This is a genomic window from Pseudomonas sp. RIT-PI-q (assembly GCF_001297125.1).
Classification (GTDB): Bacteria; Pseudomonadota; Gammaproteobacteria; order Pseudomonadales; family Pseudomonadaceae; genus Aquipseudomonas.
Genome location: NZ_LHPC01000040.1, coordinates 61,016 through 87,241 on the forward strand (window position 1 = coordinate 61,016; position 26,226 = coordinate 87,241).

A 26,226-nucleotide genomic window follows, 5' to 3' on the forward strand; every position below is an offset into this window, starting at 1 on the left:
GCAAAAAGCACCCGCGAAGCATTCAATGAAAAAATATGACCCGAACGGGCCATCCAGCGTCGACCGCTTGCAAGGATAGTAGACGTCGTCACACCGACTTAAGTGCAGGACATTTTTGATGAACGCATCACCGACCGGCAGCGATGCCCAGGCCTTGATTGCCAGGTTCGACTGGACACGCAGCCCGCTGGGCGCTGCCAGTACCTGGCCGCAGAGCCTGCGAACCGCCGTGGACATCGTGATTCATTCGCCGATGCCGATGCTGTTGCTGTGGGGCCCGCAGCTGACGCAGATCTACAACGACGGCTTCGCCCTGCTGGCCGGCAGCAAGCATCCACACGCTTTCGGACAACCCACTCACCAAATCTGGCCAGAACTCAAAGACTTTACCGACCCGATTTACAGCGCCGTCCTACAAGGACAAGTGCGCAGCTACAGCGAGCAGCGTTTCACTTTACAGCGTGACGGCGTGGATTCCGACTTTTGGCTGGACCTGACCTACAGCCCCATCCGCGATGAAAGCGCGCAGGTCGCCGGGATTCTGGTCACCGCCATCGAAACCAACGAGCGCCGACGCATCGCCCTCGAACTCGAACAGCGCTCGGCCGCCAGCCTCAAGGCCCAGCACGAAACCGAGGAGCGGCTGCAATTGGCCCTCGCCGCCACCGACGCCGTCGGCACCTGGGATTGGGACATCAGCGACGACCGCTTCATCGCCGACACCCACTTCGCCCAATTGCATGGCATCGACCCGCTGTTGGCCAGTCAGTTACCGATCAGCGCCTACCTCCATGGGGTTCACCCGGAAGACCGGGGCATGGTCACCCGCGCCATCAAGCACTGCATCACCCACGGCACCGAATACGCCGAGGAATATCGCTTGCTGCAAGCCGATGGCCAATTGCGCTGGGTGTTTGCCCGTGGGCGTTGCTACAAGGACCATCATGGCCGGCCGATCCGTTTCCTGGGCGCGGCCCTGGACCTGACCGAACGCAAGCTCACCGAGCAGGCGCTGCGCCAGAGTCAGACCGAGCTGCAGCTGATCATCAACGCCATGCCGATCCTGATCAGCTACGTCGACAGCGACGAACGCTTTCGCCTGAACAACGCGGCCTATCTGGACTGGTACGGCCTGACACCCCAGGAACTCTTCGGCCGCACCGTTCGTGAAGTCCTCGGTGAAGAAGCCTATGCCTTGCGTGCCGAGCACATCGCCGAGGCACTGTCCGGTAAGCCTTGCTGTTTCAGCATCAGCACCCCGCACCGGGATGGCAGCATTCGCCATGCCCTGATGAATTACTTGCCGCGCCACGGCGCCGATGGTGCGGTGAATGGTTTCTACATTTTTGTGATCGACGAAACCGAGCGCAAGCAAACCGAAGAAGCCCTGCGCAATCTCAACGAAACCCTTGAGGAGCGGGTCGCCGCCCGCACCCGACAATTGGCCGAGGCCAATGAAAGGCTGCTCAACGAGATGTTCGAGCGCGAGCGCGCCGAAGAGGCGTTGCGGCATGCGCAGAAAATGGAAGCGGTCGGCCAGCTCACGGGCGGCATCGCCCATGACTTCAACAACATGCTTACCGGGATCATTGGCAGCCTCGACCTCATGCAACGCTACATTGCCGACGGGCGCGCCGCCGAAATTGGCCGGTTCACCGAAGCGGCGGTGTCGTCGGCCAACCGCGCCGCCGCCCTGACCCATCGCCTGCTGGCGTTCTCCCGACGTCAGTCGCTGGATCGCAAGCCCTTGAACGCCAACGAGCTGATCCATTCCCTGGAAGACCTGCTAAGCCGGACCAAGGGCGATCACATCGAGCTCAAGTTGCAACTGGCCGATGAAGTGTGGCCGGTCAGCACCGACGTCAGCCAACTGGAAAACGCCCTGCTCAACCTGGTGATCAACGCCCGGGACGCCATGCCCGATGGCGGCGAGTTGCTGATCGAAACCGATAATGTGTATCTCGACGGCACTGACATCACCACTCTGGAGACGGTCAAGGCCGGCGATTACGTGATGATCGCCGTCAGCGACAACGGCACCGGCATGACCCCGTCGGTGCTGGCAAAGGCTTTCGACCCGTTCTTCACCACCAAACCCATCGGCCAGGGCACCGGGCTCGGGCTGTCGATGATCTATGGTTTCGCCCAGCAGTCGGGCGGACACGTGAGCCTGCACAGCGTGCCCGGTCAGGGCACCAGCGTTCGCCTGTATCTGCCACGGTTGCACGTCGCGGTGCCGGAAAACACCTTGTTGCCGGTCACGGGCGAGACGCCAGCGGCGATTGCCGGCGAAACCGTGGTGCTGGTGGAAGACGACCCGGCGGTGCGGATGCTGGTGCTCGACCTGCTCAACGAGCTGGGCTATCACGCCCATGAAGCGGAAGACGCGAAGACCGCCCTGCCCTTGCTGGAATCGGACCTGCGGGTTGACCTGCTGGTGACCGATGTCGGGCTGCCGGGGATGAACGGTCGACAACTGGCGGAAATCGCGCGCCAGCACCGCCCGGAACTCAAGGTGCTGTTCATGACCGGTTATGCGGAGAAAGCCGCCGAACGCCAGGGCTTCCTGGAGGAAGGCATGGACATGGTGTCCAAACCCTTCTCCATCGACTTGCTGGCCAACAAGATTCGCACGATGATCGGCCAATCCGAGTGAGTTAAGGCATAATCGCGCGCCCCGCTGTCACGACCGTTACAAGGTGTCTGCCCCATGAAAGCTCAAGCCCGCCATATTCTGGTGAAAACCTCGGAAGAAGCCGAGCAGCTCAAACAACGCATCGCCAAGGGCGAAGCCTTCGATGTGCTGGCCAAGAAGTTCTCCACCTGCCCGTCCGGCAAGCGCGGCGGCGACCTGGGTGAGGTGCGGCCGGGGCAGATGGTGGGGGTGATTGATGCGGTGATCTTCAAAAAGCCGCTGCGGGTGGTGCATGGGCCGATCAAGAGCAAGTTTGGGTATCACCTGGTGCAGGTGTTTTACCGGGATTGAGGTGTTGGCTTTAAGGCCTCATCGCGGGCAAGCCCGCTCCCACAGGGATTTGTGAGTTGCCATGGATTGCAGCCCCCCCAAAAAACTGTGGGAGCGGGCTTGCCCGCGATCCGATGGCGCAGCCAGCGGCCATTCACCCTTTACTTCGGAATCAGTGCCCCAGGCACCTGAATCACCCGACTCGCCAACCGATGCCCCGCCTCGGCCGCCTCCGCCGGGCTGCCACCTTTCAGCCGACTGGCCAAATACGCCGCACTAAACGAATCCCCCGCCGCCGTGGTATCCACCACTCGCGGAACCACCTGAGCCGGCACTTCAAACAACTCCCCGTCACAGCGAATCAAACACGCCTCGGCGCCGCGCTTGAGCACCACTTCAGGCGTGCCGATCTGCTCGTAAGCGGCAAACACCGCCTCGACATCGGAAAAATGAAACAGCGCCTGCTCGTCATCGACCGTCAGCAACGCCAGGTCGACGTAGGGTAAAACGCTGCGATACGCCGCCCGCGCTTCCTCGATCGAGGCCCACAAACGTGGCCGATAGTTGTTGTCAAAAACGATCCGCGCATCCCGCTGCCGGGCCTCGATCAGGGTTTCCAGCAGCTTCTCTCGTCCCTGCACACCGAGCACCGCCAGGGTAATGCCACTGAAATACAGCACGTCGTAATCCGGCAGCGCCGCCAGAATCGGTGCGGCGGCCGGGGTGGTGAAGCAATCACGGACGGCCGCCTCGTTGCGCCAGTAGAGAAAACGCCGCTCACCAGCGGCGTCGGTCTGGATGCAATACAAGCCAGGCAGTCGGCCGGGCAAGCGCTGGACCATGCCAAGCCCGATGTTTTCCTCAGCCCAGCTCTGGCACATGGCATCGCTGAAACTGTCATCACCCAGTGCGGTGACGTAGTCGACCGTGCCGCCCTCGGCCAACTCCCGGGACAGGTAGACCGCCGTGTTCAGGGTGTCGCCGCCGAAGCTTTGTTGCAGGCTGCCGTCGGCGCGCTGTTGCAGCTCGATCATGCATTCGCCGATCAGGGCGATGCGCGGGGTGTTGGGGCCCAGGGTGTTGATGGTGTGCATTGTTCTTGGGTCTCTGGTGTTGCGATGGTGTCCAGGAGGATGTCTTCGCGGGCGAGCCTCGCTCCTACAGGTGAGCGCGTGCTCTTGTAGGAGCGAGGCTTGCCCGCGAAGGCCGCACCTCGGTCTCAAACCTTAGAAACAGGTTTCCATGGTTTCGATGACGTTCAAATGTTCATCCACCAGGCAGCCGATCCGCCACTTGTCGAACGTCAGGCACGGGTGCGAAGTGCCAAACGAAATGATGTCGCCCACGCGCAACTCAACCCCCGGCGCCACGGTCATGAACGCATGCTGGTCCATCACCGCTGTCACTTTGCAGGCACTCACGTCGTCGCCCGTCGCCGGCACCACGCCGGCCTTGTAACGCAACAACGGCACCGGCAAACCGGCGTCGTAGGCCACGTCGCGTTTACCCAGGGCGATCACCGCAAACCCTGGCTCCGGCAACGATTGCACGTGCGCCCAGACTTCCAGCGCCGGGCGCAGGCCTTCGTGCAGGTCGCTGCGGCGGTCGAGCACGCAACATTGCGCTTCTTTGTAGATGCCATGGTCGTGCGCCACATAACTGCCGGGACGCAGCACGCTGAGGAAACGCCCGGCGGCGTTCTGTGCTTCAAAGGATTCGGCGATCAAGTCGTACCAGGCCGAACCCGACGCGGTGATGATCGGCTTGGCGATTGCGAATGCGCCGCTGTCCTGCAACTGCACCGCCAGACGCACCAGGGACGCGGCGAATTCGCGGATGCCGCTCACGGCATGATCACCGTGGATCACGCCTTCGTAGCCTTCGATCCCGGTCAGCGCCAGGGCCGGTTGCGCGTTGATGGCCTTGGCCAGTGCGACGACTTCCTCTTCCGAACGGCAACCGCAACGGCCGCCGACCACGCCGTACTCGATCATCACGTTCAAGCGCACGCCACGCGAGGCGAAATAGGCGCCGAGGTCAGCGACGTTGTCCGGGTGATCGACCATGCAATGGAAATCGAACGCCGGGTCCGCCAGCAGATCGGCGATCAGCGCCATGTTCGGCGTGCCGACCAACTGGTTGGCCATCAACACCCGATGCACGCCATGGGCATAGGCCGCACGGGTCTGGGTGGCGCTGGCGAGGGTGATGCCCCAGGCACCGGCGTCGAGTTGGCGGCGGAACAGCGCCGGGGTCATGCTGGTTTTGCCGTGGGGCGCGAGTTCCGCGCCGCTGTTGCTGACGAAAGTCTGCATCCAGCGAATGTTGTGTTCCAGCGCTTCGCGATGCAGCACCAGCGCTGGTAGGCTGACGTCGCGCACCAGGTTGGCGCCAGTGTGGGCAAAACCCTTTTCCACGGCGGCAGTATTTTTGGCAGAAGACATGGTCGAACTCCTCACATTCGCGGCCGCAGGCAGCCGCTGTTATTCGTTGATGCGACGGGCCAGGCTGTTGGCGCTGTCGATCAGCACCCGGCGATAGTCGTTGTAGTTTTTCTTCGCATCGGCCCGTGGGGCGACGATGCACAGGGTCGCAATGGCCACGCCGCTCGGGTCTTTGACCGGGGCGGCGAAGCAATGGGTAAAGGTGTCGGCGACGCTATCGAAAGAGAAGAACCCGTCGATACCGGCCTGACGGATTTCCTCGAGAAACTGCTCCAGCGGCAAGCGTTCGCCACCCGGCAGGATGAAGTCGTCGTGGTCAATCAGGTCGATGATTTCCTGGTCGCTCAGGTGCGTCAGCAGCAAGCGTCCGGAGGCGGTCCAGGGGATCGGCGCGTTCTCGCCGATGTCCGAGGAAATGCGGAAATGCCGCTCGCCCTCTTTCATCAACGCCACGGTGTATTTGCGCCCGTTGAGCAGGCACATCTGCGCGGTTTCGTGGGTCTGGCTGACGATCTCCTGCAAGGCGTGATCGGCCTCGCGGGTCAGGTCGAAATGACGCAAATGCGCCTGCCCGAGAAAGTACAGCTGACGGCCGAGGTAGACGTGACCGTCCTTGCCCACGGGTTCGAGAATCCGCCGCTCCAGCAGGGAAGCCACCAGTTCGTAGACCGTGGATTTCGGGCTGCCGATACCGCTGGCGATTTCGTTCGGGCGCAGGGGTTGGCCGATCTCCTTGAGGAAATCGAGGATATCGAACGCCCGGTCCAGACCGCGAGCCCGGCGCTTGATGGTGTCTTCGGTCATGTCAGTGGTTCCCCTTCAAAATGCCGGGAGTTTACCTAGGGTGTTGCAGTGACCGTTAGGCCGTCTTCGCTGGCAAGCCAGCTCCTACAGGTAATCGTCGTCTGTAGGAGCGAGGCTTGCCCGCGAAGAATTCACCGCAAGTCTCAGGCCTTTTTCTTGTACGCGATGCAGTCGATCTCAACCTTGCAGTCGACCATCATGTTCGCCTGCACACAGGCCCGGGCCGGTGCGTGTTCGCTTTTGAAGTACTCGGAAAACACCTTATTGAAACTGGTGAAATCCCGCGGATCGTCCAGCCACACGCCAGCACGCACCACATCTTCCAGGCCATAACCGGCCTCTTGCAGAATCGCGATCAGGTTCTTCATGGTCTGATGGGTCTGTTCGACAATGCCGCCAGCAATAATCTCGCCGTCCACCGCCGGCACCTGCCCGGAAACGTGCAGCCAGCCATCGGCTTCAACGGCGCGGGCGAAAGGACGAGGCGTGCCGCCTGCAGCGGAGCTGCCGGTGCCGTAACGAGTAATGCTCATGAGTGTTTCTCCTGATTTGAAAGTGAAGGGTTAAAAGCGCGTGTTCTTGAGGAATTCCGTCAGACGCGGTGATTGCGGGCGCTCGAACAGTTCCTTGGGAGGCCCCTGCTCTTCGATGCGCCCCTGATTCATGAAAACGATTTTGTCCGAAACCTCGAAGGCGAAACGCATCTCGTGGGTCACCAGCAGCATGGTCATGCCGTCTTCGGCCAGGCCTTTGATCACGTTGAGCACTTCGCCGACCAACTCCGGGTCGAGGGCCGAGGTGACTTCGTCGAACAGCATCAGGCTCGGGTTCATCGCAATCGCCCGGGCAATCGCCACGCGCTGCTGCTGACCGCCGGACAACTGGCCAGGATAGTGATCGCGGCGCTCCAGCAAACCGACGCGCTCCAGCCATTTTTCCGCCAAGGCAACCGCTTCATCCTTGTGCAGCTTCTTGACCTTGAGCAAACCGAGGGTGACGTTCTGCAACGCGGTGAGGTGCGGAAACAGGTTGAACTGCTGGAACGCCATGCCGGTCATGGCGCGGTGGCGGGCGATGACTTTTTCCGCGTGACGCACGCGTTTGCCGTTGACCTCGTCATAACCGATGGACTCACCATCGAGCATGATCTGCCCGCCCTGAAACTCTTCGAGCATGTTCACGCAACGCAGCAGCGTGGTCTTGCCGGAGCCACTGGAGCCGATCAGCGTGACCACGTTGCCGCGCTGCATGGTCAGGTCGACGCCCTTGAGCACTTCGAGCTGGCCGTACTTTTTGTGCAACCCGCGAATGTCCAGCAGCGGTTGGCCGTTTTGTACGTTGGTTTGAGTCTGAGTCATGGCAAGGCCACCCGCTTTTCAATGTGCCGGCCGAGTAATTCGATGGCGTAGTTGATGACGAAAAACAGAAATCCGGCGAACAGGTAAAACTCCAGGGTCATGAAGGTGCGGGCGATGATCTGCTGCGTACTGAGCAGCAGTTCGGCCACACCGATCACCGACAGCAAGGTCGAGGCCTTGACGATCTCGGTGGACGAGTTGACCCACGTCGGCAAAATCTGCCGCAGCGCTTGCGGCAACAACACGTAGCTCAAGGACTGGAAGAACGTCAGGCCGATGGCCTTGCTCGCTTCCATCTGGCCACTGGGCAACGCTTGCAACGCACCGCGCACGATCTCGGCGACGTGGGAGCCGCAAAACAGCGTCAACCCCAACGCACCGGCCTGAAACGCACTGATCTGCCAGCCCAGCGCCGGGGCCATATAGAAGCAGGCCAGGACCAAGACAAACACCGGCGTGCCGCGAATCAGGTCGACGTAAAAGCGAAACGGCGCACGCATCCAGAACTTGCCGTAGGTCAGCACCAGACCGGCGACGATGCCGACCAAAGTGCCCAGCAGAATCGCCAGCGCCGAGACCTGCACACTGGTCAAAAAGCCCTGCCACAGCACTTCCCGGGCGACCCATAATTCATGCAACCAACTGGGGGATTCGTACATGGGGGCCTCCTATCGGCGAATCGCCAGACGCTGCTCGAGGTAACGCAGCAGCATGGCAATGAGGTAACAGGCCGCAACATAGAGCGCCGTGGTGACCAGCCAGGTTTCAATCACCCGGTAGCTCTCGACATTGATCTTGCGCGCGTAATAGGTCAGCTCCGGCACGGCAATCGCCGCCGCCAGCGAGGTGTCCTTGAACAGCGAAATGAAGTTGTTCGACAAGGCCGGCAGCACATTGCGCAGCATCACAGGCACAGTGACGTAGGCCTTGACCTGCCATTCGCCGAGCCCGATGGCCAACCCGGCTTCGCGCTGGCCCTTGGGAATGCTCAACAGCCCGCCACGGAACACTTCGGTCAGATACGCCCCGGCGTACAACGACAGGGTGATGATGAACGACGGGATCTTGTCCAGGCGAATCCCCAGGCTCGGTAACGCAAAGTAGATCAACAGAATCAACACCAGAATCGGCGTATTACGGATAACCGTCACATACACCGACGCCAGCACCCGCAACGCGCGGTGCTTTGAAAGCAAAGCAAACGCCATCAGCAGGCCGATCACGCAACCGATGGCGATCGACACCAAGGCCAGTTCGAGGCCCAGACCGAGCCCCGCCAGCAAGGTGTCGAAATCGCGCCACACGGCGGCAAAATTCAACTGATAGTTCATGGTCAGCAGTACCTTGAGCGGGGCGATTTAAAACCGCCCCACTCTCACGGGATCATTTGAATTCGACGGGAAAGCCAATCGCTGGAGTCGGCAGGTCGACACCGAACCACTGCTTGAACGACGCCGCGTATGTCGGGAACTCAACGCCGGTCATGGCTTCATGCAAGGTGGTGTTGACGAAGTTCAGCCAGTCCTGATCGCCGCGTTTGACGGCGCAGGCGTAAGTCTGCGGGCTCCAGGCGTAGGCCGGGCTGCGGTAGCGACCCTGGTTCTGCACCATCAGGTATTTCACCGAAGACTGGTCAGTGGCGGCGGCATCGGCACGGCCGGAGTTCACCGCCTGATACATCAGGTCGACGCTGTCGTACTGATCGACCTTGGCTTTAGGCAACGCCTGGTGCACCAGTTCTTCGGCGTAGACGTTTTGCAGCACCGCCACGGTGACGCTGTCGCCAGCGGCCTTGAGGTCTTCGATTTCCTTGTACTTGCTGTTGGCTGGCAACAACAGGCCGACGCCTTCGCGGTAGTACGGCAGCGTGAACGCGACCTGCTGCGCGCGGCTGGCGGTCACGGTAATGAACTGGCAGCTCATGTCGACCTTGTCGGTCAGCAGGTTGGGAATCCGCGCATCGGACGACTGCACCACGAACTCGACCTTGCTCGGGTCGTTGAACAACCCTTTGGCCACCATCCGCGCGATATCGATATCAAACCCCTGCAACTTGCCGTCCGCTCCCTGGAAATGCCACGGCGCATTGGTACTGCCCGTGCCCACAATCAATTTCCCACGGGCCAGCACGCTATCGAGCTTACTGTCCGCCGCCTGGGCAACACCCATGGCAGCGGCCGAAGCCGCGAAAAGAAAAACACACGCTTTGAACAAGGAAGGTCGGCGATGCATGGCAAGCACTCCAGGGTGATGTGTATTCCGCTATACCGGAAGTAGGTGTGTAACAACGGAATAGACAGCAGAAAGTGTGCCACAGGATGCGGAGGGAATGTAGGGGAGATTGAAAAGTGTTTTGAATCAGAGGGATGCGCAGAACGGCGCAAGCGGTGTTACGAAAGGCACAGGTGCAGAAGCGCTACCGTTGGCTACGGAGGGCGGGTATCAGGTTCACAGTTGGTGCGGGGATGGCTGAAATGGAACAGAGGTGCAGCCAGGCATTATCGCTCGCCCGCGTCTTTGTAAACGTCGCCCCGCTCTCTTTTCCCGACGGCTATTACAGTCACTACCAGCACTTCATCAATGACGCGATAAACCATTCGATACCCGGCGCTGCGCAGCTTGATCTTGTACGCATTTCCAAGACCGCTAAGTCGATCGGCTGGAACGTGCGGGTTTCCAAGCCGCTCCTGAAGCTTTTTTTTGAACTGCTCCCTCAAATTTGCCCCAAGCTTTTTCCATTCTTTCCAGGCCTTCTCGGAAAACTCCAGCTCATAGGTCATCAATTGAAACCTTTATGGTCGGATCGTTTTCGCGCTCTTTACAAAGGGCTATCAGCTCCAGATCCTCCAGGCGATTCATCATCGCCTCATACTCTTTGGCAGGCACACAATAGAAAGCCGGTTCGTTACGGTTAAGGATCGCAACAGATTGGCCACCACCGGCGGCAACCGTACCCATCGGGTTTTTTTTCAATTCAGAGATACTCGCTACAACATGCGAAAGCACGATATGTGTCATGAAGATGCCCCTTAGAGTGCTTTTAGGAGTGCTAAAAATAGCACTCCGAAGCGAATCTGACTTCAATGCTTTTGACATAGAGGGGCAGTGACCATGAACAGTTAAGGACGTATAGAAGTTACCACTTCACATCCTTCTCAATTTCCGAGTCTCCTATCGGGCGGGTCCTGCAATCGCGTGAGTTCTGTCCAAATTCCCGTGGGAAAATTCCAGGATGGGATGGTGAGCGTAGGAATGTTCTGTCAATCAACGACTACGGCAGCGCTCAACAGGACCTCATCGCGAGCAGGCTCGCTCACATTAGTTCGCGCTCCATCAAACAATGGACATTAATGTGGGAGTGAGCCTGCTCGCGAAGGGGCTTTCAGACTCAGCGCAAAATTACCCGCCAACGCGAGTCAGAAACACCCGCGTCACCCTTCGCTCTTCCACTGACATAACAGTCATCCGCCACCCTTCCCACTCATGGCTGTCGCCGATCATCGGCAAACGATCCAGCAGGCTGACCACCAACCCGGCTAGGGTTTGATAGTCCTCGGTCGGTTCCGCAGCAAACCCGGTGTGGTGGCGCACCCGCGCCAGGTTCAGTGCCCCGCTGACGACAAATCCGCCCTTCTCTTCAACCACATCCGGGCCTTCGATTTCGCTGGCATCCGGCAGCTCACCGGCAATCGATTCAAGGATGTCGGTCATGGTCAGCACGCCGACGAAGTCGCCGAATTCGTTGACCACAAAGGCGATGTGGGTCGACGCCTTGCGCATCTGTTCCAGGGCATTGAGGATCGAATAGCTGTCCAGCAGGTTGATGGCCTGGCGTGCCAGGTGCGCAAGATCGGGCTGATTGCCGGCCAGGTATTCCTTCAGCAGCTCCTTCTTGTGCACGAAGCCCAGCGGTTCATCCACTGCGCCGTCGCGAATCAACGGTAACCGCGAGTAGGACGAATGCATCAGCCGCGTACGAATCGCCTCGGCGTCCTCGGCCAGGTCGATGTAATCGACGTCGGCACGTACGGTCATCAAGCTGCGGATCGGTCGCTCGGCCAGCTGCAGCACGCCGCTGATCATCACGCGCTCGCGACGGTCGAACAGCGCCTCGCTCGGCGCTTCACCGTTGTCCAGCATGTCGGCAATCTCCTCGCCGACTTCTTCCACCGCCAGCGTGCGACCGCCGAGCAAACGCATCACCGCGTGGGCCGTGCGCTCACGCATCGGCCGCATGCCTTGCATGGATTTTTTGCGCCGGGCCCGGGCGATCTGGTTGAACACTTCGATCAGGATCGAGAAACCGATGGCCGCGTACAGATAACCCTTCGGAATATGGAAGCCCAGGCCTTCAGCGGTCAGCGCGAAGCCGATCATCATCAGAAAACCCAGACACAGCATGATTACCGTCGGGTGTTCGTTGACGAAACGCGTCAGCGGTTTGCTGGCGACAATCATCAGGCCAATGGAAATGATCACCGCGATCATCATCACCGCCAATTCGTCGACCATGCCCACGGCGGTAATCACTGCGTCGAGCGAGAACACCGCATCGAGCACCACAATCGGCGCGACGATCGGCCAGAACATCGCGTAAGCCGCATTGGAAGAGCGTTGGCCGACATGGCCCTCGAGCCGTTCGTGCAATTCCATAGTCGCCTTGAACAACAGGAACACACCACCGAACAGCATGATCAGGTCGCGACCGGAGAAGCTTTTGTCGAACACCTCGAACAGCGGCTGGGTCAGCGTGACCAGCCAGGAAATACTCGCCAGCAGGCCCAGGCGCATCAGCAACGCGAGGGAAAGGCCGATGATTCGCGCACGGTCGCGCTGCTCCGGCGGCAATTTGTCCGCCAGGATCGCGATGAACACCAGGTTATCAATGCCGAGCACCAACTCCAGCACGATCAACGTCAACAGGCCCAGCCACGCGGTGGGGTCAGCTATCCATTCCATAAAAACGTCTCGATCTCGTCAGTGAATTCAGAATGCCGGGCACGGCAAGGCGCGGCGCAGAGGCCGTGGAGCTGCAATGTCAAAGGCGTTCGGAAGTCGGAAGACAGGATGTTTCGCGTGCATCAAGGCCGCGTGGTGACGCGAGGAGAAAGGATAACCGGGAGGCTCCGAAAGGGTGTTCATGCAAGTCCTGAAAGGGAAAAGGACTTGGATCGTACAGGTGAAGGTGACAATTCCTACAGACTGAAATCATTACAAAATCTGTAAAGATCAACAGATCGCAGCCTTCGGCAGCTCCTACAAGGGATCGGTGTGTACCTGTAGGAGCTGCCGAAGGCTGCGATCTTTTAGCGGTTCCGGACCTGATCGACATACCGCGACACCGCCGCTGATTTCTCGAACCGCCGATAGATCAACGACAGCCACGAACTCGCTTCACAGCCCTTGATCGACCGGTACAACACACCCGGCAAACCGACATGCCCGACCACCGACTCCGGCACCACTGCCACACCCTGCCCCAACGAGACCAGGGCAATCACCGCCACCAGTCCGCCCGGTTGCGCACCCAGTTTCGGCGCAAAGCCACCCTCGGCGGCGACTTGCAACGTGCCGCTGATTTGTTCCGGCAGGATGAACACCTCGTTTTGCAAATGCTCCGGGTTGATCTCGGGCAAACGACACAGCCAGGACTCACTCGACAGCGCCAGCACAAAGCCTTCGGCGTCCAGCCGAATGGCTTCCAGGCCTTCGGGCAAGGTCATGGGTGAGCGGACATAACCAACATCGAATCGCCCCTCGACCACCATCGCCGGCAATGACGCCATGGGGCTTTCCCGAACATTCAGGCTGACGTCGGGGCACTCGCGACTGAAGGCCTGCACCTGCTTTTGCAGCAGGCCCGAGTACACCGCCGAGGCCACGTAACCCAGTTCGATGTGACCGATATCCCCGCGCCCGGCGCGCTGGGCATTGTGTTGGGCGTATTCGAATTGCCGCACCGTCGCCTCGGCCTCGATCAGCAACGCAGCGCCGGCTTCGGTCAGGCTGACTTCACGTGTCTGGCGCACGAACAAGCGGGTGCCGAGTTCGTTCTCCATGTCCTGGATCTGCCGGGTCAAGGTTGGCGGCGCGATACCCAGTTGCTCGGCGGCGCGGGTGAAGTTGCCTTGCCGGGCAACGGCCAGAAAATAGCGGAAATGCCGTATGTCCATGGGTGTATTAGCTCAAAGGTAATGAAATCCTGATTCCAGGCTAACGAAGGCCGTAATCGGTCGCGATAAGCTCACAGGCATTCACAGTAGAGAGCCGATGCCATGCACGTCAAACCCCTGATTGCCACCGCGACCAACGACCTTGCCCAGAAGGCAATCAGACCATGAGTCAGGTCAGCCCGCGCCTGACGCTGCTGACGGCCTCCGGCGTCTGTTCGCTGATCGTCCTCGACACCAATATTGTCGCCGTGACCCTGCCGACGATTGCCCGGGATCTGGGCGCAAACTTCGCGGATATCGAATGGGTGGTCAGCGCCTACATGCTGGCTTTCGCCGCCCTGCTGTTGCCGGCTGGAAGCATCGCCGACCGCTTCGGCCGGCAGAAAACCCTGCTCTGTGGCCTGGGCATTTTCATCCTCGCGTCCATCGGTTGCGGCGCGGCGCCCAATGCGTTGTTCCTCGATATCGCGCGGGCGATCAAAGGGGTCGGCGCCGCGTTGCTCCTGACCTCGGCCCTGGCCTCCATTGGCCACACCTTTCACGACGAAGTCGAACGGGCCAAGGCCTGGGCGTTCTGGGGTGCGTGCATGGGCGTGGCGATGACCGCCGCGCCGACGGTCGGTGGGCTGATCACTGAATACATGGGCTGGCGCTGGATTTTCTACCTCAACTTGCCTGTCGGATTGTTCTTGATGGCGATGGTCTGGCGCGCAGTGCCCGAGTCCCGAGACCCACAATCGGCACGCCTCGACCCCTGGGGCAGCCTGGCGTTCAGTGCGAGTTTGCTGTGTTTGATCTGGGGGCTGATCGAGGCCAACCGGATCGGCTGGAGCAACCCGCTGACCTACGCCCGACTCATCGGCGGCGGCCTGTTGCTTGGGCTGGTCGAGGTGATTGAACGGATGCAGCAGCGGCCGATGGTCGATCTGCAATTGGTCAAACCCCCGCGTTTCATCGGCGCGCTGTTGGGCATGTTTGCCTACGCTGGTTGCGCCCAGGTGATGATGACGCTGCTGCCGTTCTACCTGCAAAACGGCCTGGGTTTCTCGGCCATCGCGTCGGGCCTGGGGATGTTGCCGTTTGCCCTGACCATGCTGATTTGCCCGCGCATTGGCGTGCGCCTGGCCAACCGATTTGCCCCGGCAACGATCATGGCCACCGGTCTGACCCTGGTCGGCAGCGGCAACCTGCTCAGTGCCTGGGCGGTCAGCAGCGGCGGTTACCTGCCCTTCGCCCTGGCGATTGCCGTGACCGGTGCCGGTGCCGGACTGCTCAATGGCGACACGCAAAAAAACATCATGGCGTGCGTACCACGGGAGCGCACCGGGATGGCGTCGGGCATGAGCACCACCATGCGTTTCAGCGCGATCGTGCTGGCCATCGGTGTGTTCGGCGCGTTGCTGTCCAGCCATACCGAATTACTGTTGCGCACCAGCCTGTCGGCACAAGGCGCGCAATGGCTCGGCCAAACCAAAGGGATCGCCTCACGGGTGGTGGCGGGTGACATGACGGCGGCGATGAGCTTGCTGCCCGAAGCCACTCGCCCATTGGTCGAACCGCTGGCTCGTCAGGCGTTTGTCGGTGGTTTCAGCCTGCTGTTGTGGGTCGCGGGTTTGCTGGCATTACTCGGGGCGCTGGTGGTGGGGACGCTGATGCGTCATCCGATCCCCACCGTGACGAGCGGTTCAGTGAAGGCTGCGAAAGTCACTCATGCTTGAGTGACGCCAGCACCCGCTCGGCGTTCGCATCGCAGGCCATGCCCTCCGGTCGCGCCCGGATGTTCTCGATCACGTTCTGCAACTTCGCCTTGCTCTGAGCGAGGTGAAGTTGCATCACTTCAATCTGTTCGACTTTGCGTTCAAGACCTGCCACCAGTTCATCATGATTGAACGTGCCCGTCGCGGCGTCCGGCAATAGCAACCTCAACTCTTCCAGGCTGAAACCGGCCTGCTGCGCACACCGGATGAGTTCCAGGGTTTGCAACGCTTGCGCCGGGTAACGCCGATAACCGTTGGCCTGACGCTCCACCTGACGGATCAAACCCTGAGCCTCGTAAAACCGAATGCGCGATGCATTCAACCCGCTTAACTGCGCCAATTCACCAATTTTCATCGCCGCCTCATTTGCCTGCTTGACATTAAAGTTAACTTTAAGCTTAGCCTCTGCTCTTCACTGATGAGGAGTCAAGCATGTCGCCCTTCCAAGCGTTGAATTTGCCCAACGGCCAGACCATCGACAATCGTATCGCCAAAGCCGCGATGGAAGAGAACCTTGCCGACACCGGACAAGCGCCTTCCGCCGCGTTGTTTCGCTTGTATCAGGCTTGGGCCGAGGGCGAAGCCGGGCTGTTGTTGACCGGCAATGTGATGATCGACCGCCGCGCCATGACCGGTCCCGGTGGCGTGGTGCTGGAAGACGAGCGCGACCTTGAACGCTTTCGCCAGTGGGCGCGCATTGGCCGTGCCGGTGGCGCGCAGTTCTGGGTGCAGCTCAATCATCCCGGGCGCCAGACCATGGCCAACCTCGGCCAGCAAGCCTGGGCGCCGTCGGCGGTGGCGCTGGATCTCGGTTCGTTTTCAAAGATGTTTGCCGAGCCCAAGCCAATGAGCGAGGACGACATCGATGAGGTGATTCAACGCTTCGCCACCAGCGCCGCTCTCGCGGAAAAAGCCGGTTTTACCGGCGTGCAGATTCATGCCGCGCACGGTTATCTGATCAGTCAATTCCTCTCGCCGCTGACCAATCGCCGGACCGATCGTTGGGGTGGCTCGCTGGAGAATCGTGCGCGTCTGCTACTCGCCGTGGTCAGTGCCGTGCGTGAAGCCGTCTCACCGCAATTCTGCGTGTCGGTGAAGCTCAACTCGGCGGACTTCCAGCGCGGCGGTTTCGATGCCGACGATGCCCGACAAGTCATCCATTGGCTCAACGCGCAACAGATCGATCTGCTGGAACTCTCCGGTGGCAGCTACGAAGCACCGGCCATGCAAGGCGAGGCCCGCGATGGCCGGACGTTGGCGCGTGAAGCGTATTTCCTGGAGATGGCTGGGGAACTGGCCAGCGTAGCGCAGATGCCGGTGATGGTGACGGGCGGAATTCGACGCCTGGCAATCGTCGAACAGGTGCTCGACAGCGGCATCGCCATGGCTGGCATCGGCACGGCGCTGGCGCTTGAACCCGACCTGGTCAAACGTTGGCGTGCAGGTCAGAACAGCCATCCGCAACTGCCGCCGATTCGCTGGAAACGCAAACCCCTGGCGGCGCTGGCGAGCATGGCGGTGGTCAAGTTCCAGCTCAGTCGCCTGAGTCGTGGGCGCAAGACCCGGCCTGAGGTTTCGGCGATATGGGCATTGATTGTTGATCGGCTGTATATCGCCCGGCGGACTCGGCAGTATCGGCAGGCGATGGGTAGGTAAGTCAGTGGCTGCCAGCATTGATGTCGCCTGAAACATCGCTATCGCGGGCAAGCCCGCTCCCACAGGGTTCGTTTGTTTACTCAATATCTGTGTTCGACGAATGACACTGTGGGAGCGGGCTTGCCCGCGATGAGGCCCATACAGACCACACACCACTCAGCCCGGAAGCAGCTCGTCGATATGTCGATAATCTGCCTGCAGCTGCGCGGCCAATACCTTACTGCGCCCAAGACGAATCGGGCCACGCTCGATGTCAATCAGCAGCCCCGGACAATCGAGCGCGGGCAACACCAGCCAGTCCTTCAACCGCCCATCCGTCACCAACAACAACCGCTGCCGCTCCGCCGGAAAACGCTTCTGCCGTGCCGCAAGCCACCGCCCCGCCTCGCCCAGCGCCGCCAGCAACGGCGTGCCGCCACCGGCACCCAGGCCATCGAGCCAATGACGCAAACCCGACGAAGCCTTCAGCCCTTGCACCTGCCATTTCGGCGCGGCCCCGCTGGCCGTCAGCAATGCCAGGCGAGCACGCTGGCGATAGGCATCGTCGAACAGTTGTGCCAGCAATCCCTTGGCGTCACTCAACGCCTGATGACGACGGGTCGAGGCCGAAGCGTCGACGATCACCAGCCACAGTTCGTGGGGCGAACGGGTGCGCAGGTGAAACAGCACGTCAGCGCGTAGACGCGGACGACCGTTGAGCAAGGTGCCGGGCCAATTGATCGAGCCGCTGCGTGCGACGTGACGTTTGCCCTGCTTGCCGTTGTCCAGTCGTCCGGCGCGGGGTCTGGCATTCGCCCCCGCGTCAGATCGAGGGCGAATGCCTAAGGCTTTTTTGGCCAGCTCGGCACTTCACGACGGGCACCCACGGGCAACGCTTGCGCGGGCATTTCACCCCATTGGCCCTGGCCTTCGCTCGGGTTGGACGGCTGGGCCGAAGGGGCGTGGGATTGTTGCGGCGCCGGTGGCGACTGTTCGCGGCGACGATGACGCAAGGCGAACTCCGCAACGGCGTCGATATCCTCCTCGGAGATTGCACTTGCCCCTCGCCACGCCGCGTGGGCTCGGGCCGCGCGCAGCCAGACCAGGTCGGCGCGCAAGCCATCGACGCCGGCGGCAAAGCAGCGCTCGGTAATCTGTGCCAGCGCTTGATCGTCGAGGGGGATGTTCGCCAGTGCGGCGCGCGCCTTCTGGCAACGTTCACGCAGCGACTGCTGCTGACTTTCCCATTCGGCGCAGAAGCGCTGGGGATCGCTGTCGAAATCCAGTCGCCGACGGATAATCTGGCCGCGCTCGGTTGGCTGGGTGTGACCACTGAGGGCGACGTTCAGGCCGAAGCGGTCGAGCAGTTGCGGGCGCAATTCGCCCTCTTCCGGGTTCATGGTGCCGATCAGCACAAACTTCGCCGAATGCCGATGGGAAATGCCGTCGCGCTCGATCAGGTTGGTGCCGCTGGCGGCCACGTCGAGCAACAGGTCGACGAGGTGATCGGGCAGCAGGTTCACTTCATCGACGTAGAGCACGCCGCCGTCAGCCTTGGCCAGCACGCCGGGGGAAAATTGCGCGCGGCCTTCGCTCAGGGCGGCGTCGAGGTCGAGGGTGCCGACCAGGCGTTCTTCGGTGGCGCCCAAGGGTAAGGTGACGAATTGACCGCTGGCCAGCAGGTCCGCGAGGCCGCGTGCGAGGGTCGACTTGGCCATGCCCCGTGGGCCTTCGATCAGCACGCCGCCGATTTTCGGGTCGATGGCGGTCAGGTACAGGGCGAGCTTCAAGTCGTCGGCGCCGACCACGGCGGAGAGCGGGAAATGCGGGGTGTCGGTCATTGTTTAGTCTCGGTCATGGTCGGTGGAGCCTGTCAGTACGTCATCGCGGGCAAGCCACGCTCCCACAAAGTACGCAGACACCTGTGGGAGCGTGGCTTGCCCGCGATCGAGGACGAAGTCCTCGCAAAAGTGCCGAGGCCTAACCATCTTCTTCTATATCGAGCAACAGATTTTCCAGCGCCTCGCGGTATTCACCCGGTTCCTTCCACATCCCTCGCTGCTGCGCTTCGAGCATCCGCTCGGTCATGTCGCGCAACGCGTGAGGGTTGTGTTCACGGACGAAATCACGGGTCGCCGGGTCGAGCAAATAGGCATCCGCCAGCAACGCGTACTGGTGATCGTCGATCAGCTGCGTGGTCGCATCAAAGGCAAACAGATTATCCACCGTGGCAGCCAGTTCGAACGCGCCTTTGTAGCCATGTCGCTTCACGCCGTCGATCCACTTCGGATTGGCTGCCCGGGAACGGATCACCCGGTTCAACTCTTCCTTCAACGTGCGGATCTTCGGCAAATCCGGCTGACTGTGATCGCCATGGTAACTGGCTGCCGCTTCGCCGCTGAGGCTTTCCACGGCGGCGAGCATGCCGCCCTGGAACTGGTAATAATCGTTGGAATCGAGCAAGTCATGCTCGCGGTTGTCCTGGTTTTGCAGCACCGCTTGCACCTGGCTCAGACGCTGGGCGAACTGTTCACGGGCAGCAGTGCCTTCGTCGGAACCGCCGTAAGCGTAGCCGCCCCAGTTCAGGTAAACCTCGGCCAGGTCCTCGCGGCTCTGCCACAAGCGACCGTCGATGGCGCCCTGCACGCCCGCGCCGTACGCACCGGGTTTGGCGCCGAAGATGCGCCAACCGGCCTGACGCCGGGCGGCGTCTTCATCCAGACCGCTTGCCAATAAAGCCTCACGCTCAGCGCGGACCTTGGCCGCCAACGGGTTGAGATCGTCCGGCTCATCAAGCGCCGCGACCGCTTGCACGGCGGCGTCGAACAGGCGGATCAGGTTGGCAAAGGCATCACGGAAGAATCCGGAGACGCGCAAGGTCACGTCCACGCGCGGGCGGTCGAGCAAGCTCAGCGGCAGGATTTCGAAATCGTCGACCCGCTGACTGCCCGTGGCCCACACCGGGCGCACGCCCATCAGCGCCATGGCCTGGGCGATGTCGTCGCCGCCGGTGCGCATGGTCGCGGTGCCCCAAACGGACAGGCCGAGTTGGCGCAGGTGGTCGCCGTGGTCCTGTAAATGCCGCTCAAGAATCAGGGTTGCCGACTGGAAACCGATGCGCCATGCGGTGGTGGTCGGCAGGTTGCGCACGTCCACCGAATAGAAGTTGCGCCCGGTCGGCAGCACGTCCAGGCGACCGCGACTGGGCGCACCGCTGGGGCCGGCGGGGGCGAAACGGCCGCTCAGGGCGTCGAGCAAGCCGCGCATTTCGGCCGGGCCGCAGGCGTCCAGGCGTGGGGCGACGACTTCGCGCAAATTGTCGAGAATGGCGTTCACTTCCGACCCGCCGGGTTCCTGTGGGAGCGAAAGCGGCGTGTCAGTTGCCATTAATTCGACTGACACACCATCGCGAGCGAGCTCGCTCCTACAGGGGTTACTCACCGTTTGGGAAATCAGTTGGGCGGCGAACAATTCCAGACGTTCACGGGTATCGCCGGCGGTGCGCCAGAGTTCATCGTTAACGTCTTGCAATTCAATCGGACGTGGCCCGGTCCAAGGATCAGCCAGCGCACAATCCAGCGGATCGAAGCCCAACGCGAATGCCTTCGCCAGCGCCCGCAGCAAACTCGACTGCGCGCCCCGCCCGTCGCCACGGGGAATCCGCAGCAGGGCCAACAACGTATCAATGCGCAAACGCCCGGTCGGCGACTCCCCGAAGATGTGCAGGCCATCGCGGATTTGCGACTCTTTCAAGTCACACAAGTACGTGTCCAGGCGCGGCAGCCAAATCGCCGCGTCAGCGTCGCTGTCGAGCTTCTCGTCCAGTTGCAATTCGCGGTCGATGTGCGTGTCGCGCACCAGTTGCAGGATGTCGCGCTGCAACTCCCGGGCACGGCGCGGATCGAGCAATTGCGCTTCGTAATATTCGTCGGCCAACAGCTCAAGGTTGCGCAGCGGACCGTAGGTTTCGGCGCGGGTCAGCGGCGGCATCAGGTGATCGATAATCACCGCCTGAGTGCGGCGCTTGGCCTGGGCGCCCTCGCCCGGATCGTTGACAATGAACGGGTAGATATTCGGCAACGGCCCGAGCAGCGCGTCCGGCCAACAGTTTTCGGACAGCCCGACACCCTTGCCCGGCAGCCATTCGAGGTTGCCGTGCTTGCCGACGTGAATCACGCCGTGGGCACCGTAGGTGTTGCGCAACCAGAAGTAGAACGCCAGGTAGCCGTGTGGCGGCACCAGGTCCGGGTCGTGATACACCGCGCTCGGGTCGACTTGATAACCGCGCGCCGGTTGAATACCGACAAAGGTCAGGCCGAAACGCAGTCCGGCGATCATCATGCGTCCGCCACGGCACATCGGGTCGCTCTCAGGCGCGCCCCAGCGTTCCAGCACGGCTTGGCGGTTGGCTTCGGGCAGTGCGTTGAACATCAGCAGATAGTCATCCATCGCCAGGCTTTGCTGGCACGGACGCTGGTCGAGGGTGTCGAGGTCATTGCTGACGCCGCCGAGCAACTGCTGGATCAACGCGGTGCCGCTGTCCGGCAATTCGGCGCGCAGCGGATAACCTTCTTGATGCAGCGCACGCAGGATATTCAGCGCAGCAGCTGGCGTGTCGAGGCCGACGCCATTGCCGATGCGACCATCGCGCGTCGGGTAGTTGGCGAGGATCAGGGCGATGCGTTTTTCCGCATGCGGCACCCGTGCCAGATCGATCCAGCGCCGCGCCAGTTCGGCGACAAAATCCATGCGCTCCGGTTGTGGCCGGTAGCAGACCACATCGGACTGACTGCGCTCGCTGCGCCAGGCCAAATCCTTGAAGCTGATCGGGCGGCTGATGATCCGCCCGTCGAGTTCCGGCAGCGCAATGTGCATCGCCAGGTCGCGCGGACCGAGGCCCTGCTCGCTGGCGCGCCAACCGGGTTCGTTGTCCTGGGCGCAAATCGCCTGGATCACCGGGATATTGCGGCGAAACGGTCGCAGGTGCGGCGCTTCGGGGCTGGACTGGGCGAAACCGGTGGTGTTGAGAATCACCGCCGTTTCAGTCTCGTCCAGCAGGTCCTCGACCACCGTCAGGCAGCCGGGCTCTTTCAAACTGGCCACGGCGATCGGCAGCGGATTGAGCCCCGCCGCTTGCAGACGCTGGCAAAAAATATCGATAAAACCGGTGTTCGCCGCCTGCAAATGCGAGCGGTAGAACAGCACCGCCGCCACCGGTTGATCGGCCTGCCAGTCGGCTTGCCAATCGCTCAGTTCGGCGGGGCTTTTTTGTGGGGGGTAAATCGCGGTGCGCGGCAGGGTTTGCGGCTCGGCCCAGGCATAGTCGCGGTCCAGCCACCGATTGGCCAGGCAGCGGAAAAAGTCCAGGGCGTTGCCCATGCCACCCTGACGCAAAAACTGCCAAAGGCGGTCGCGGTCTTCGGCGGGCACGGTGCTCAGGTCACTGAGTTCCGGGTCCGGGCGATCGTCGCCCGGCACCAGAATCAGCTGCACTCCGCGCTCCGACAACTGCACCAGTTGCTCGACGCCATAACGCCAATAGGCGATGCCGCCGTGCAGCGAAATCAGGATCACCTTGGCATGGCGCAGCACTTCGTCGACATACAGGTCGACCGAGGCATGGTTCTGCACCTGCATCGGGTTGGCCAGGCGCACGCTCGGGTAATCGTCGGGCAACTGCTGCGCCGCTTCGGCGAGCAGCGCCAGGCTGGAGTCGCCGCTGCACAGGATCACCAGCGCGGCGGGGGTTTGTCCAAGGTCGGCAATGTTGTCATCCGAGACGAAACCGCCGGGCTGGGTCCTGAGCAGGTGCATGGCTTAAACGCTGAGCGCAGCGCGCAATTGCGCTTCGAGCAGAGCGGCGTCCAGCTCCTGGCCGATCAGCACCAGACGCGTGGTGCGCGCTTCTTCGGCGCCCCACTGACGGTCGAAATGCTTGTCGAAACGCGTGCCCACGCCCTGAATCAGCAGACGCATCGGCTTGTTCGGGATCGCCGCGAAACCTTTGACGCGCAGGATGCCGTGTTGCACCACCAGTTGCGTCAGCGCGTCCATCAGCAGACTTTCGTCGGCTTGTGGCAGTTCAATGGAAATGGAATCGAACGCGTCGTGGTCATGATCGTCTTCACCTTCATGGTGGTGATCGTGATGGCTGTGACGGCTGTCGATGTGTTCTTCGGAACCGGCGCCCAAGCCAATCAGCACGTCCAATGGAACACGACCGCTGCTGGCTTCGATGACTTTGACCGCTGGCGGCAGTTCTTCAGCGACTTCGAGGCGCACGCGGGCCAGGTCTTCCGGGCTGATCAGGTCGGCCTTGTTGAGGATCACCAGGTCGGCGCTGGCCAGTTGGTCGGCGAACAGTTCGTGCAGCGGCGATTCGTGGTCCAGGTTCGGGTCGAGCTTGCGCTGGGCGTCGACCTGATCCGGGAACGCGGCGAAGGTGCCGGCGGCCACGGCCGGGCTGTCGACCACGGTGATCACCGCATCAACGGTGCAGGCGCTGCGGATTTCCGGCCACTGGAAGGCTTGAACCAAGGGCTTTGGCAGGGCCAGGCCCGAGGTTTCGATCAGGATGTGGTCGAGGTCGCCGCGACGGGCCACCAGTTCGCGCATCACCGGGAAGAATTCTTCCTGAACGGTACAGCACAGGCAGCCGTTGGCCAGTTCGTAAACGCGGCCGCTGGCTTCTTCTTCAGTGCAGCCGATGGAGCACTGCTTGAGGATCTCGCCGTCGATGCCCAGCTCGCCGAATTCGTTGACGATCACCGCAATACGGCGGCCCTGAGCGTTGTCGAGCATGTGCCGCAGCAAGGTGGTTTTGCCCGAGCCGAGGAAGCCGGTAACGATGGTGACGGGGAGTTTGGCCAGTGTTTTCATCGGATGCCCTTTGGCAAGGTGGCGGGCATACGGGACGACAATCGCTGCGACGTGCGCGCGCGAAAGAGTTCGCCACCGGATCACCCCGCCCGGTTGTAGTGAGAATTCGTTTCGAGGCAGGTCTCCTGGCTGACGGTGTGCCAATCGTTGGACTGGCGTTGGCTGCGCCTTCCCGCGAACCCGTTGGACGGCGTTTGCAGTGGCGTGGCAGCGAACATCACCGTTCACAGTTGCGGGGGCAGCCGCGGCATCGACCGCGTTCCCTTCTTAGCTTCGGCAAAACGCCGAAGAACCTCGAAAGCGCAAGGCTACGCATCGTGTGGGGGCGGGTCAATGTCTTGTAGCGGCCATCAGGACGCCTTCGCGGGCAAGCCTCGCTCCTACAGGACCGCGATGCTTTTGTAGGAGCGAGGCTTGCCCGCGAAGAAGGCACCGCGGTATCAACTGAGAACCCCTGCCAATTGACGCCCAACCCCTGCCCATGCTCTCCTACTCACCTTGTTACGGGTGCCCTTCACAGGGTGAAACGGGAAACCGGTGAATCATGTGCTTTACTCAAGGCCATGTCAGTCCGGTGCTGCCCCCGCAACGGTAAGCGAGCGAAGCGTCAAATCCACTGTGCCAGCAGTTCGGCATGGGAAGGTGATGCTTGCAGGTTCAGGCGCAAGCCTTGGCCCCTCGCGAGCCCGGAGACCGGCCCGCAACACACAGTGACCGATACGTTCACTGAATAACAAACCCGCGGTGGGCGGGCGCTGTTTGAACCTCTGCGTGCCCGACTCGCAGGGGTCTTCCATGCGCTCTATTCACCCACTGACAGACCAGAGGGAAGCGCCATGTCGATCATCAGCAGCACCGGCAGCAACACCGATAAGAGCACCGCCAGCACCACCACGACCCTGACTCAACGCCTGACCGCTGCCGTTTGCGCATCGATCCTCGGCGCGTGCCTTGTGTATTTCGCCGGTTTCTCGCACATCGAAGCGGTACACAACGCCGCGCACGATACCCGTCACAGCTCTGCCTTCCCGTGCCATTGAGACCTGCCGACATGATCAAGCGTATTGCGCAAACCGCAGGTTTCACCGGGCTGCTGGCCGCCCTGCTGCTGACCCTGCTGCAAAGCTTCTGGGTGGCTCCGTTGATTTTGCAGGCCGAGACCTACGAAAAATCCGAGCCAGCCGCTGTTGTCGCCCACGAACACGACACGGGTGCTGTTGCCGCTCATACCCACGATGCCGAAGCCTGGGAGCCTGAAGACGGCTGGCAGCGCGTGCTGTCGACGACCGGCGGCAATCTGGTGGTGGCCGTCGGTTTCGCCCTGATGCTCGCCGGTCTCTACACCTTGCGCGCACCGACCAAAACCTCACAGGGCCTGCTCTGGGGCCTGGCCGGTTACGCGACGTTCGTGCTGGCGCCGACCCTCGGCCTGCCGCCTGAGTTGCCGGGTACTGCTGCTGCCGATCTGGCACAACGGCAAATCTGGTGGATCGGCACTGCCGCTTCCACCGCTGTCGGTATCGCGCTGATCGTGTTCAGTCGCCACTGGCTGATGAAAATCCTTGGCGTGGCCATCCTGGCCGTGCCGCACGTGATCGGCGCGCCGCAACCGGAAGTGCACTCGATGCTCGCGCCGGAAGCCCTGGAAGCCCAGTTCAAAATCGCTTCGCAGTTGACCAACATGGGATTATGGCTGGCCCTGGGCCTGATCAGCGCCTGGTTGTTCCGCCGCAAAAGCGATGGCCAATACCACGCATGACTGACGCCAGCGCAGCGCCGACCCTGGCGGTCGGCCTGGGCTGCCAGCGCGGCTGCCCTGTCAGCACGCTGCGGGCGTTGCTCGATCAGGCGTTACAGGCTCATCAAATCGGACTTCACCAGATCAGGGCCCTGGCCAGCATCGACATGAAGCGCGACGAGCCTGGCCTGATCGAACTGGCCGAGCAACTGGCGCTGCCGCTGATGTATTTCAGCAGCGAGCAATTGGCCGGTTACCAGCCACAACTCAGCCATCATTCGGATATCGCGTTCGAACGCACCGGCTGCTACGGCGTGGCAGAAAGCGCCGCCTTGGCCCTCGCCGAACAACTGTCCCAGGCGCCAGCAAAACTACTGATTTCGCGACAAAAATATGCCCAGGCAACTCTGGCATTGGCCTGCACTGCATACAATCCCCGATAATCCCCGTCTTCGATCATGAGCAATCTTCAT

Annotated in this window: 24 protein-coding genes and 2 riboswitches; of the genes, 7 read left to right on the plus strand and 17 right to left on the minus strand. The window is 61.5% G+C overall.

What is annotated here, in order from left to right:
- Positions 1-118 precede the first annotated feature (118 nt).
- Entirely contained in the window at positions 119-2,656 is a 2,538-nt protein-coding gene (locus AEQ67_RS21960; protein ID WP_059405921.1) for a PAS domain-containing hybrid sensor histidine kinase/response regulator, read from the plus strand.
- A gap of 54 nt (positions 2,657-2,710) precedes the next feature.
- Positions 2,711-2,986, plus strand: coding sequence for a peptidylprolyl isomerase (locus tag AEQ67_RS21965; RefSeq protein ID WP_029293742.1), 276 nt, complete (start codon positions 2,711-2,713; stop codon positions 2,984-2,986).
- Between the two features lie 140 nt (positions 2,987-3,126).
- Here the strand turns inward: AEQ67_RS21965 and AEQ67_RS21970 are convergent, their stop codons facing one another.
- The 12 genes from AEQ67_RS21970 to AEQ67_RS22025 all read right to left on the minus strand — a co-directional run bounded on the left by AEQ67_RS21970 (position 3,127) and on the right by AEQ67_RS22025 (position 13,744).
- Positions 3,127-4,059 carry a sugar kinase gene (locus AEQ67_RS21970; protein ID WP_059405922.1) on the minus strand — a complete coding sequence of 311 codons (933 nt, stop codon included), beginning with the start codon at positions 4,057-4,059 and terminating at the stop codon, positions 3,127-3,129.
- A gap of 132 nt (positions 4,060-4,191) precedes the next feature.
- Positions 4,192-5,409, minus strand: coding sequence for an amino acid deaminase (locus AEQ67_RS21975; protein WP_059405923.1), 1,218 nt, complete (start codon positions 5,407-5,409; stop codon positions 4,192-4,194).
- A gap of 39 nt (positions 5,410-5,448) precedes the next feature.
- Positions 5,449-6,213, minus strand: coding sequence for an IclR family transcriptional regulator (locus tag AEQ67_RS21980; protein ID WP_059405924.1), 765 nt, complete (start codon positions 6,211-6,213; stop codon positions 5,449-5,451).
- A 143-nt stretch (positions 6,214-6,356) separates the two neighbouring features.
- Positions 6,357-6,746 (minus strand): RidA family protein, encoded by a 390-nt coding sequence (locus AEQ67_RS21985; protein WP_059405925.1) that lies wholly within the window; start codon positions 6,744-6,746, stop codon positions 6,357-6,359.
- Between the two features lie 30 nt (positions 6,747-6,776).
- A complete protein-coding gene (locus AEQ67_RS21990) occupies positions 6,777-7,571 on the minus strand; it encodes an amino acid ABC transporter ATP-binding protein (RefSeq protein WP_059405926.1) in 795 nt (264 codons plus the stop codon).
- Positions 7,568-8,230, minus strand: coding sequence for an amino acid ABC transporter permease (locus tag AEQ67_RS21995; protein ID WP_059405927.1), 663 nt, complete (start codon positions 8,228-8,230; stop codon positions 7,568-7,570). Before AEQ67_RS21995 ends, AEQ67_RS21990 begins: the two co-directional genes overlap by 4 nt.
- 9 nt (positions 8,231-8,239) lie before the next feature.
- A complete protein-coding gene (locus tag AEQ67_RS22000; RefSeq protein ID WP_059405928.1) occupies positions 8,240-8,902 on the minus strand; it encodes an amino acid ABC transporter permease in 663 nt (220 codons plus the stop codon).
- Between the two features lie 52 nt (positions 8,903-8,954).
- On the minus strand, positions 8,955-9,803 hold the full coding sequence (locus AEQ67_RS22005; RefSeq protein WP_059405929.1) for a transporter substrate-binding domain-containing protein: 849 nt from the start codon (positions 9,801-9,803) through the stop codon (positions 8,955-8,957).
- A 266-nt stretch (positions 9,804-10,069) separates the two neighbouring features.
- A complete protein-coding gene (locus AEQ67_RS22010) occupies positions 10,070-10,351 on the minus strand; it encodes a type II toxin-antitoxin system RelE family toxin (RefSeq protein WP_059405930.1) in 282 nt (93 codons plus the stop codon).
- A complete protein-coding gene (locus tag AEQ67_RS22015) occupies positions 10,341-10,589 on the minus strand; it encodes a type II toxin-antitoxin system Phd/YefM family antitoxin (RefSeq protein ID WP_059405931.1) in 249 nt (82 codons plus the stop codon). Before AEQ67_RS22015 ends, AEQ67_RS22010 begins: the two co-directional genes overlap by 11 nt.
- Positions 10,590-10,970: 381 nt before the next feature.
- The gene (locus tag AEQ67_RS22020) at positions 10,971-12,530 is read right to left on the minus strand and encodes a TerC family protein (RefSeq protein ID WP_059405932.1); all 1,560 of its coding nucleotides are present in this window, start codon (positions 12,528-12,530) and stop codon (positions 10,971-10,973) included.
- Between the two features lie 347 nt (positions 12,531-12,877).
- Positions 12,878-13,744 carry a LysR family transcriptional regulator gene (locus tag AEQ67_RS22025; protein WP_059405933.1) on the minus strand — a complete coding sequence of 289 codons (867 nt, stop codon included), beginning with the start codon at positions 13,742-13,744 and terminating at the stop codon, positions 12,878-12,880.
- Between the two features lie 164 nt (positions 13,745-13,908).
- Between AEQ67_RS22025 and AEQ67_RS22030 the strand changes: the two genes are divergently transcribed.
- Positions 13,909-15,462, plus strand: a complete 1,554-nt coding sequence (locus AEQ67_RS22030) for an MFS transporter (RefSeq protein WP_059405934.1) — start codon at positions 13,909-13,911, stop codon at positions 15,460-15,462.
- Here the strand turns inward: AEQ67_RS22030 and AEQ67_RS22035 are convergent.
- Positions 15,449-15,856: a MerR family transcriptional regulator gene (locus AEQ67_RS22035; protein WP_059405935.1), complete on the minus strand. Its 408-nt coding sequence runs from the start codon at positions 15,854-15,856 to the stop codon at positions 15,449-15,451. The two genes, AEQ67_RS22030 and AEQ67_RS22035, sit on opposite strands and share 14 nt — an antisense overlap.
- Positions 15,857-15,933: 77 nt before the next feature.
- On the opposite strand from AEQ67_RS22035, the gene AEQ67_RS22040 reads away from it, so the two are divergent.
- Positions 15,934-17,157: an NADH:flavin oxidoreductase/NADH oxidase family protein gene (locus AEQ67_RS22040; RefSeq protein WP_059405936.1), complete on the plus strand. Its 1,224-nt coding sequence runs from the start codon at positions 15,934-15,936 to the stop codon at positions 17,155-17,157.
- 156 nt (positions 17,158-17,313) lie between these two features.
- Here AEQ67_RS22040 and AEQ67_RS22045 read toward each other — a convergent pair whose 3' ends face one another.
- From AEQ67_RS22045 to cobW, 4 genes are all read right to left on the minus strand, one after another.
- The gene (locus AEQ67_RS22045; RefSeq protein WP_059405937.1) at positions 17,314-17,859 is read right to left on the minus strand and encodes a vWA domain-containing protein; all 546 of its coding nucleotides are present in this window, start codon (positions 17,857-17,859) and stop codon (positions 17,314-17,316) included.
- A 119-nt stretch (positions 17,860-17,978) separates the two neighbouring features.
- A complete protein-coding gene (locus AEQ67_RS22050; RefSeq protein ID WP_059405938.1) occupies positions 17,979-18,977 on the minus strand; it encodes an ATP-binding protein in 999 nt (332 codons plus the stop codon).
- Positions 18,978-19,116: 139 nt separating this feature from the next.
- Positions 19,117-22,950 (minus strand): cobaltochelatase subunit CobN, encoded by a 3,834-nt coding sequence (gene cobN, locus AEQ67_RS22055; RefSeq protein WP_059405939.1) that lies wholly within the window; start codon positions 22,948-22,950, stop codon positions 19,117-19,119.
- A 3-nt stretch (positions 22,951-22,953) separates the two neighbouring features.
- Positions 22,954-24,015, minus strand: coding sequence for a cobalamin biosynthesis protein CobW (gene cobW, locus AEQ67_RS22060; RefSeq protein WP_059405940.1), 1,062 nt, complete (start codon positions 24,013-24,015; stop codon positions 22,954-22,956).
- A gap of 98 nt (positions 24,016-24,113) precedes the next feature.
- Positions 24,114-24,327, minus strand: a riboswitch (cobalamin riboswitch).
- Between the two features lie 176 nt (positions 24,328-24,503).
- A riboswitch (cobalamin riboswitch) is annotated at positions 24,504-24,731 on the plus strand.
- Positions 24,732-24,851: 120 nt separating this feature from the next.
- Here cobW and AEQ67_RS22065 point away from each other — a divergent pair.
- From AEQ67_RS22065 to AEQ67_RS22075, 3 genes are read left to right on the plus strand one after another with little or no spacing between them, the layout of a single operon-like run.
- On the plus strand, positions 24,852-25,055 hold the full coding sequence (locus tag AEQ67_RS22065) for a CbtB domain-containing protein (RefSeq protein WP_017339165.1): 204 nt from the start codon (positions 24,852-24,854) through the stop codon (positions 25,053-25,055).
- An 11-nt stretch (positions 25,056-25,066) separates the two neighbouring features.
- Entirely contained in the window at positions 25,067-25,774 is a 708-nt protein-coding gene (locus AEQ67_RS22070; protein WP_059405941.1) for a CbtA family protein, read from the plus strand.
- Positions 25,771-26,196 carry a cobalamin biosynthesis protein gene (locus tag AEQ67_RS22075; protein ID WP_059405942.1) on the plus strand — a complete coding sequence of 142 codons (426 nt, stop codon included), beginning with the start codon at positions 25,771-25,773 and terminating at the stop codon, positions 26,194-26,196. Before AEQ67_RS22070 ends, AEQ67_RS22075 begins: the two co-directional genes overlap by 4 nt.
- Positions 26,197-26,226 lie beyond the last annotated feature (30 nt).

What these genes read in the sequence shown, in the direction of transcription:
- AEQ67_RS21960 (WP_059405921.1), top strand. Translation starts at nt 119, where the DNA reads ATGAACGCATCACCGACCGGCAGCGATGCCCAGGCCTTGATTGCCAGG.
- AEQ67_RS21965 (WP_029293742.1), top strand. Translation starts at nt 2,711, where the DNA reads ATGAAAGCTCAAGCCCGCCATATTCTGGTGAAAACCTCGGAAGAAGCC.
- AEQ67_RS21970 (WP_059405922.1), bottom strand. Translation starts at nt 4,059, where the DNA reads ATGCACACCATCAACACCCTGGGCCCCAACACCCCGCGCATCGCCCTG.
- AEQ67_RS21975 (WP_059405923.1), bottom strand. Translation starts at nt 5,409, where the DNA reads ATGTCTTCTGCCAAAAATACTGCCGCCGTGGAAAAGGGTTTTGCCCAC.
- AEQ67_RS21980 (WP_059405924.1), bottom strand. Translation starts at nt 6,213, where the DNA reads ATGACCGAAGACACCATCAAGCGCCGGGCTCGCGGTCTGGACCGGGCG.
- AEQ67_RS21985 (WP_059405925.1), bottom strand. Translation starts at nt 6,746, where the DNA reads ATGAGCATTACTCGTTACGGCACCGGCAGCTCCGCTGCAGGCGGCACG.
- AEQ67_RS21990 (WP_059405926.1), bottom strand. Translation starts at nt 7,571, where the DNA reads ATGACTCAGACTCAAACCAACGTACAAAACGGCCAACCGCTGCTGGAC.
- AEQ67_RS21995 (WP_059405927.1), bottom strand. Translation starts at nt 8,230, where the DNA reads ATGTACGAATCCCCCAGTTGGTTGCATGAATTATGGGTCGCCCGGGAA.
- AEQ67_RS22000 (WP_059405928.1), bottom strand. Translation starts at nt 8,902, where the DNA reads ATGAACTATCAGTTGAATTTTGCCGCCGTGTGGCGCGATTTCGACACC.
- AEQ67_RS22005 (WP_059405929.1), bottom strand. Translation starts at nt 9,803, where the DNA reads ATGCATCGCCGACCTTCCTTGTTCAAAGCGTGTGTTTTTCTTTTCGCG.
- AEQ67_RS22010 (WP_059405930.1), bottom strand. Translation starts at nt 10,351, where the DNA reads ATGACCTATGAGCTGGAGTTTTCCGAGAAGGCCTGGAAAGAATGGAAA.
- AEQ67_RS22015 (WP_059405931.1), bottom strand. Translation starts at nt 10,589, where the DNA reads ATGACACATATCGTGCTTTCGCATGTTGTAGCGAGTATCTCTGAATTG.
- AEQ67_RS22020 (WP_059405932.1), bottom strand. Translation starts at nt 12,530, where the DNA reads ATGGAATGGATAGCTGACCCCACCGCGTGGCTGGGCCTGTTGACGTTG.
- AEQ67_RS22025 (WP_059405933.1), bottom strand. Translation starts at nt 13,744, where the DNA reads ATGGACATACGGCATTTCCGCTATTTTCTGGCCGTTGCCCGGCAAGGC.
- AEQ67_RS22030 (WP_059405934.1), top strand. Translation starts at nt 13,909, where the DNA reads ATGAGTCAGGTCAGCCCGCGCCTGACGCTGCTGACGGCCTCCGGCGTC.
- AEQ67_RS22035 (WP_059405935.1), bottom strand. Translation starts at nt 15,856, where the DNA reads ATGAAAATTGGTGAATTGGCGCAGTTAAGCGGGTTGAATGCATCGCGC.
- AEQ67_RS22040 (WP_059405936.1), top strand. Translation starts at nt 15,934, where the DNA reads ATGTCGCCCTTCCAAGCGTTGAATTTGCCCAACGGCCAGACCATCGAC.
- AEQ67_RS22050 (WP_059405938.1), bottom strand. Translation starts at nt 18,977, where the DNA reads ATGACCGACACCCCGCATTTCCCGCTCTCCGCCGTGGTCGGCGCCGAC.
- cobN (WP_059405939.1), bottom strand. Translation starts at nt 22,950, where the DNA reads ATGCACCTGCTCAGGACCCAGCCCGGCGGTTTCGTCTCGGATGACAAC.
- cobW (WP_059405940.1), bottom strand. Translation starts at nt 24,015, where the DNA reads ATGAAAACACTGGCCAAACTCCCCGTCACCATCGTTACCGGCTTCCTC.
- AEQ67_RS22065 (WP_017339165.1), top strand. Translation starts at nt 24,852, where the DNA reads ATGTCGATCATCAGCAGCACCGGCAGCAACACCGATAAGAGCACCGCC.
- AEQ67_RS22070 (WP_059405941.1), top strand. Translation starts at nt 25,067, where the DNA reads ATGATCAAGCGTATTGCGCAAACCGCAGGTTTCACCGGGCTGCTGGCC.
- AEQ67_RS22075 (WP_059405942.1), top strand. Translation starts at nt 25,771, where the DNA reads ATGACTGACGCCAGCGCAGCGCCGACCCTGGCGGTCGGCCTGGGCTGC.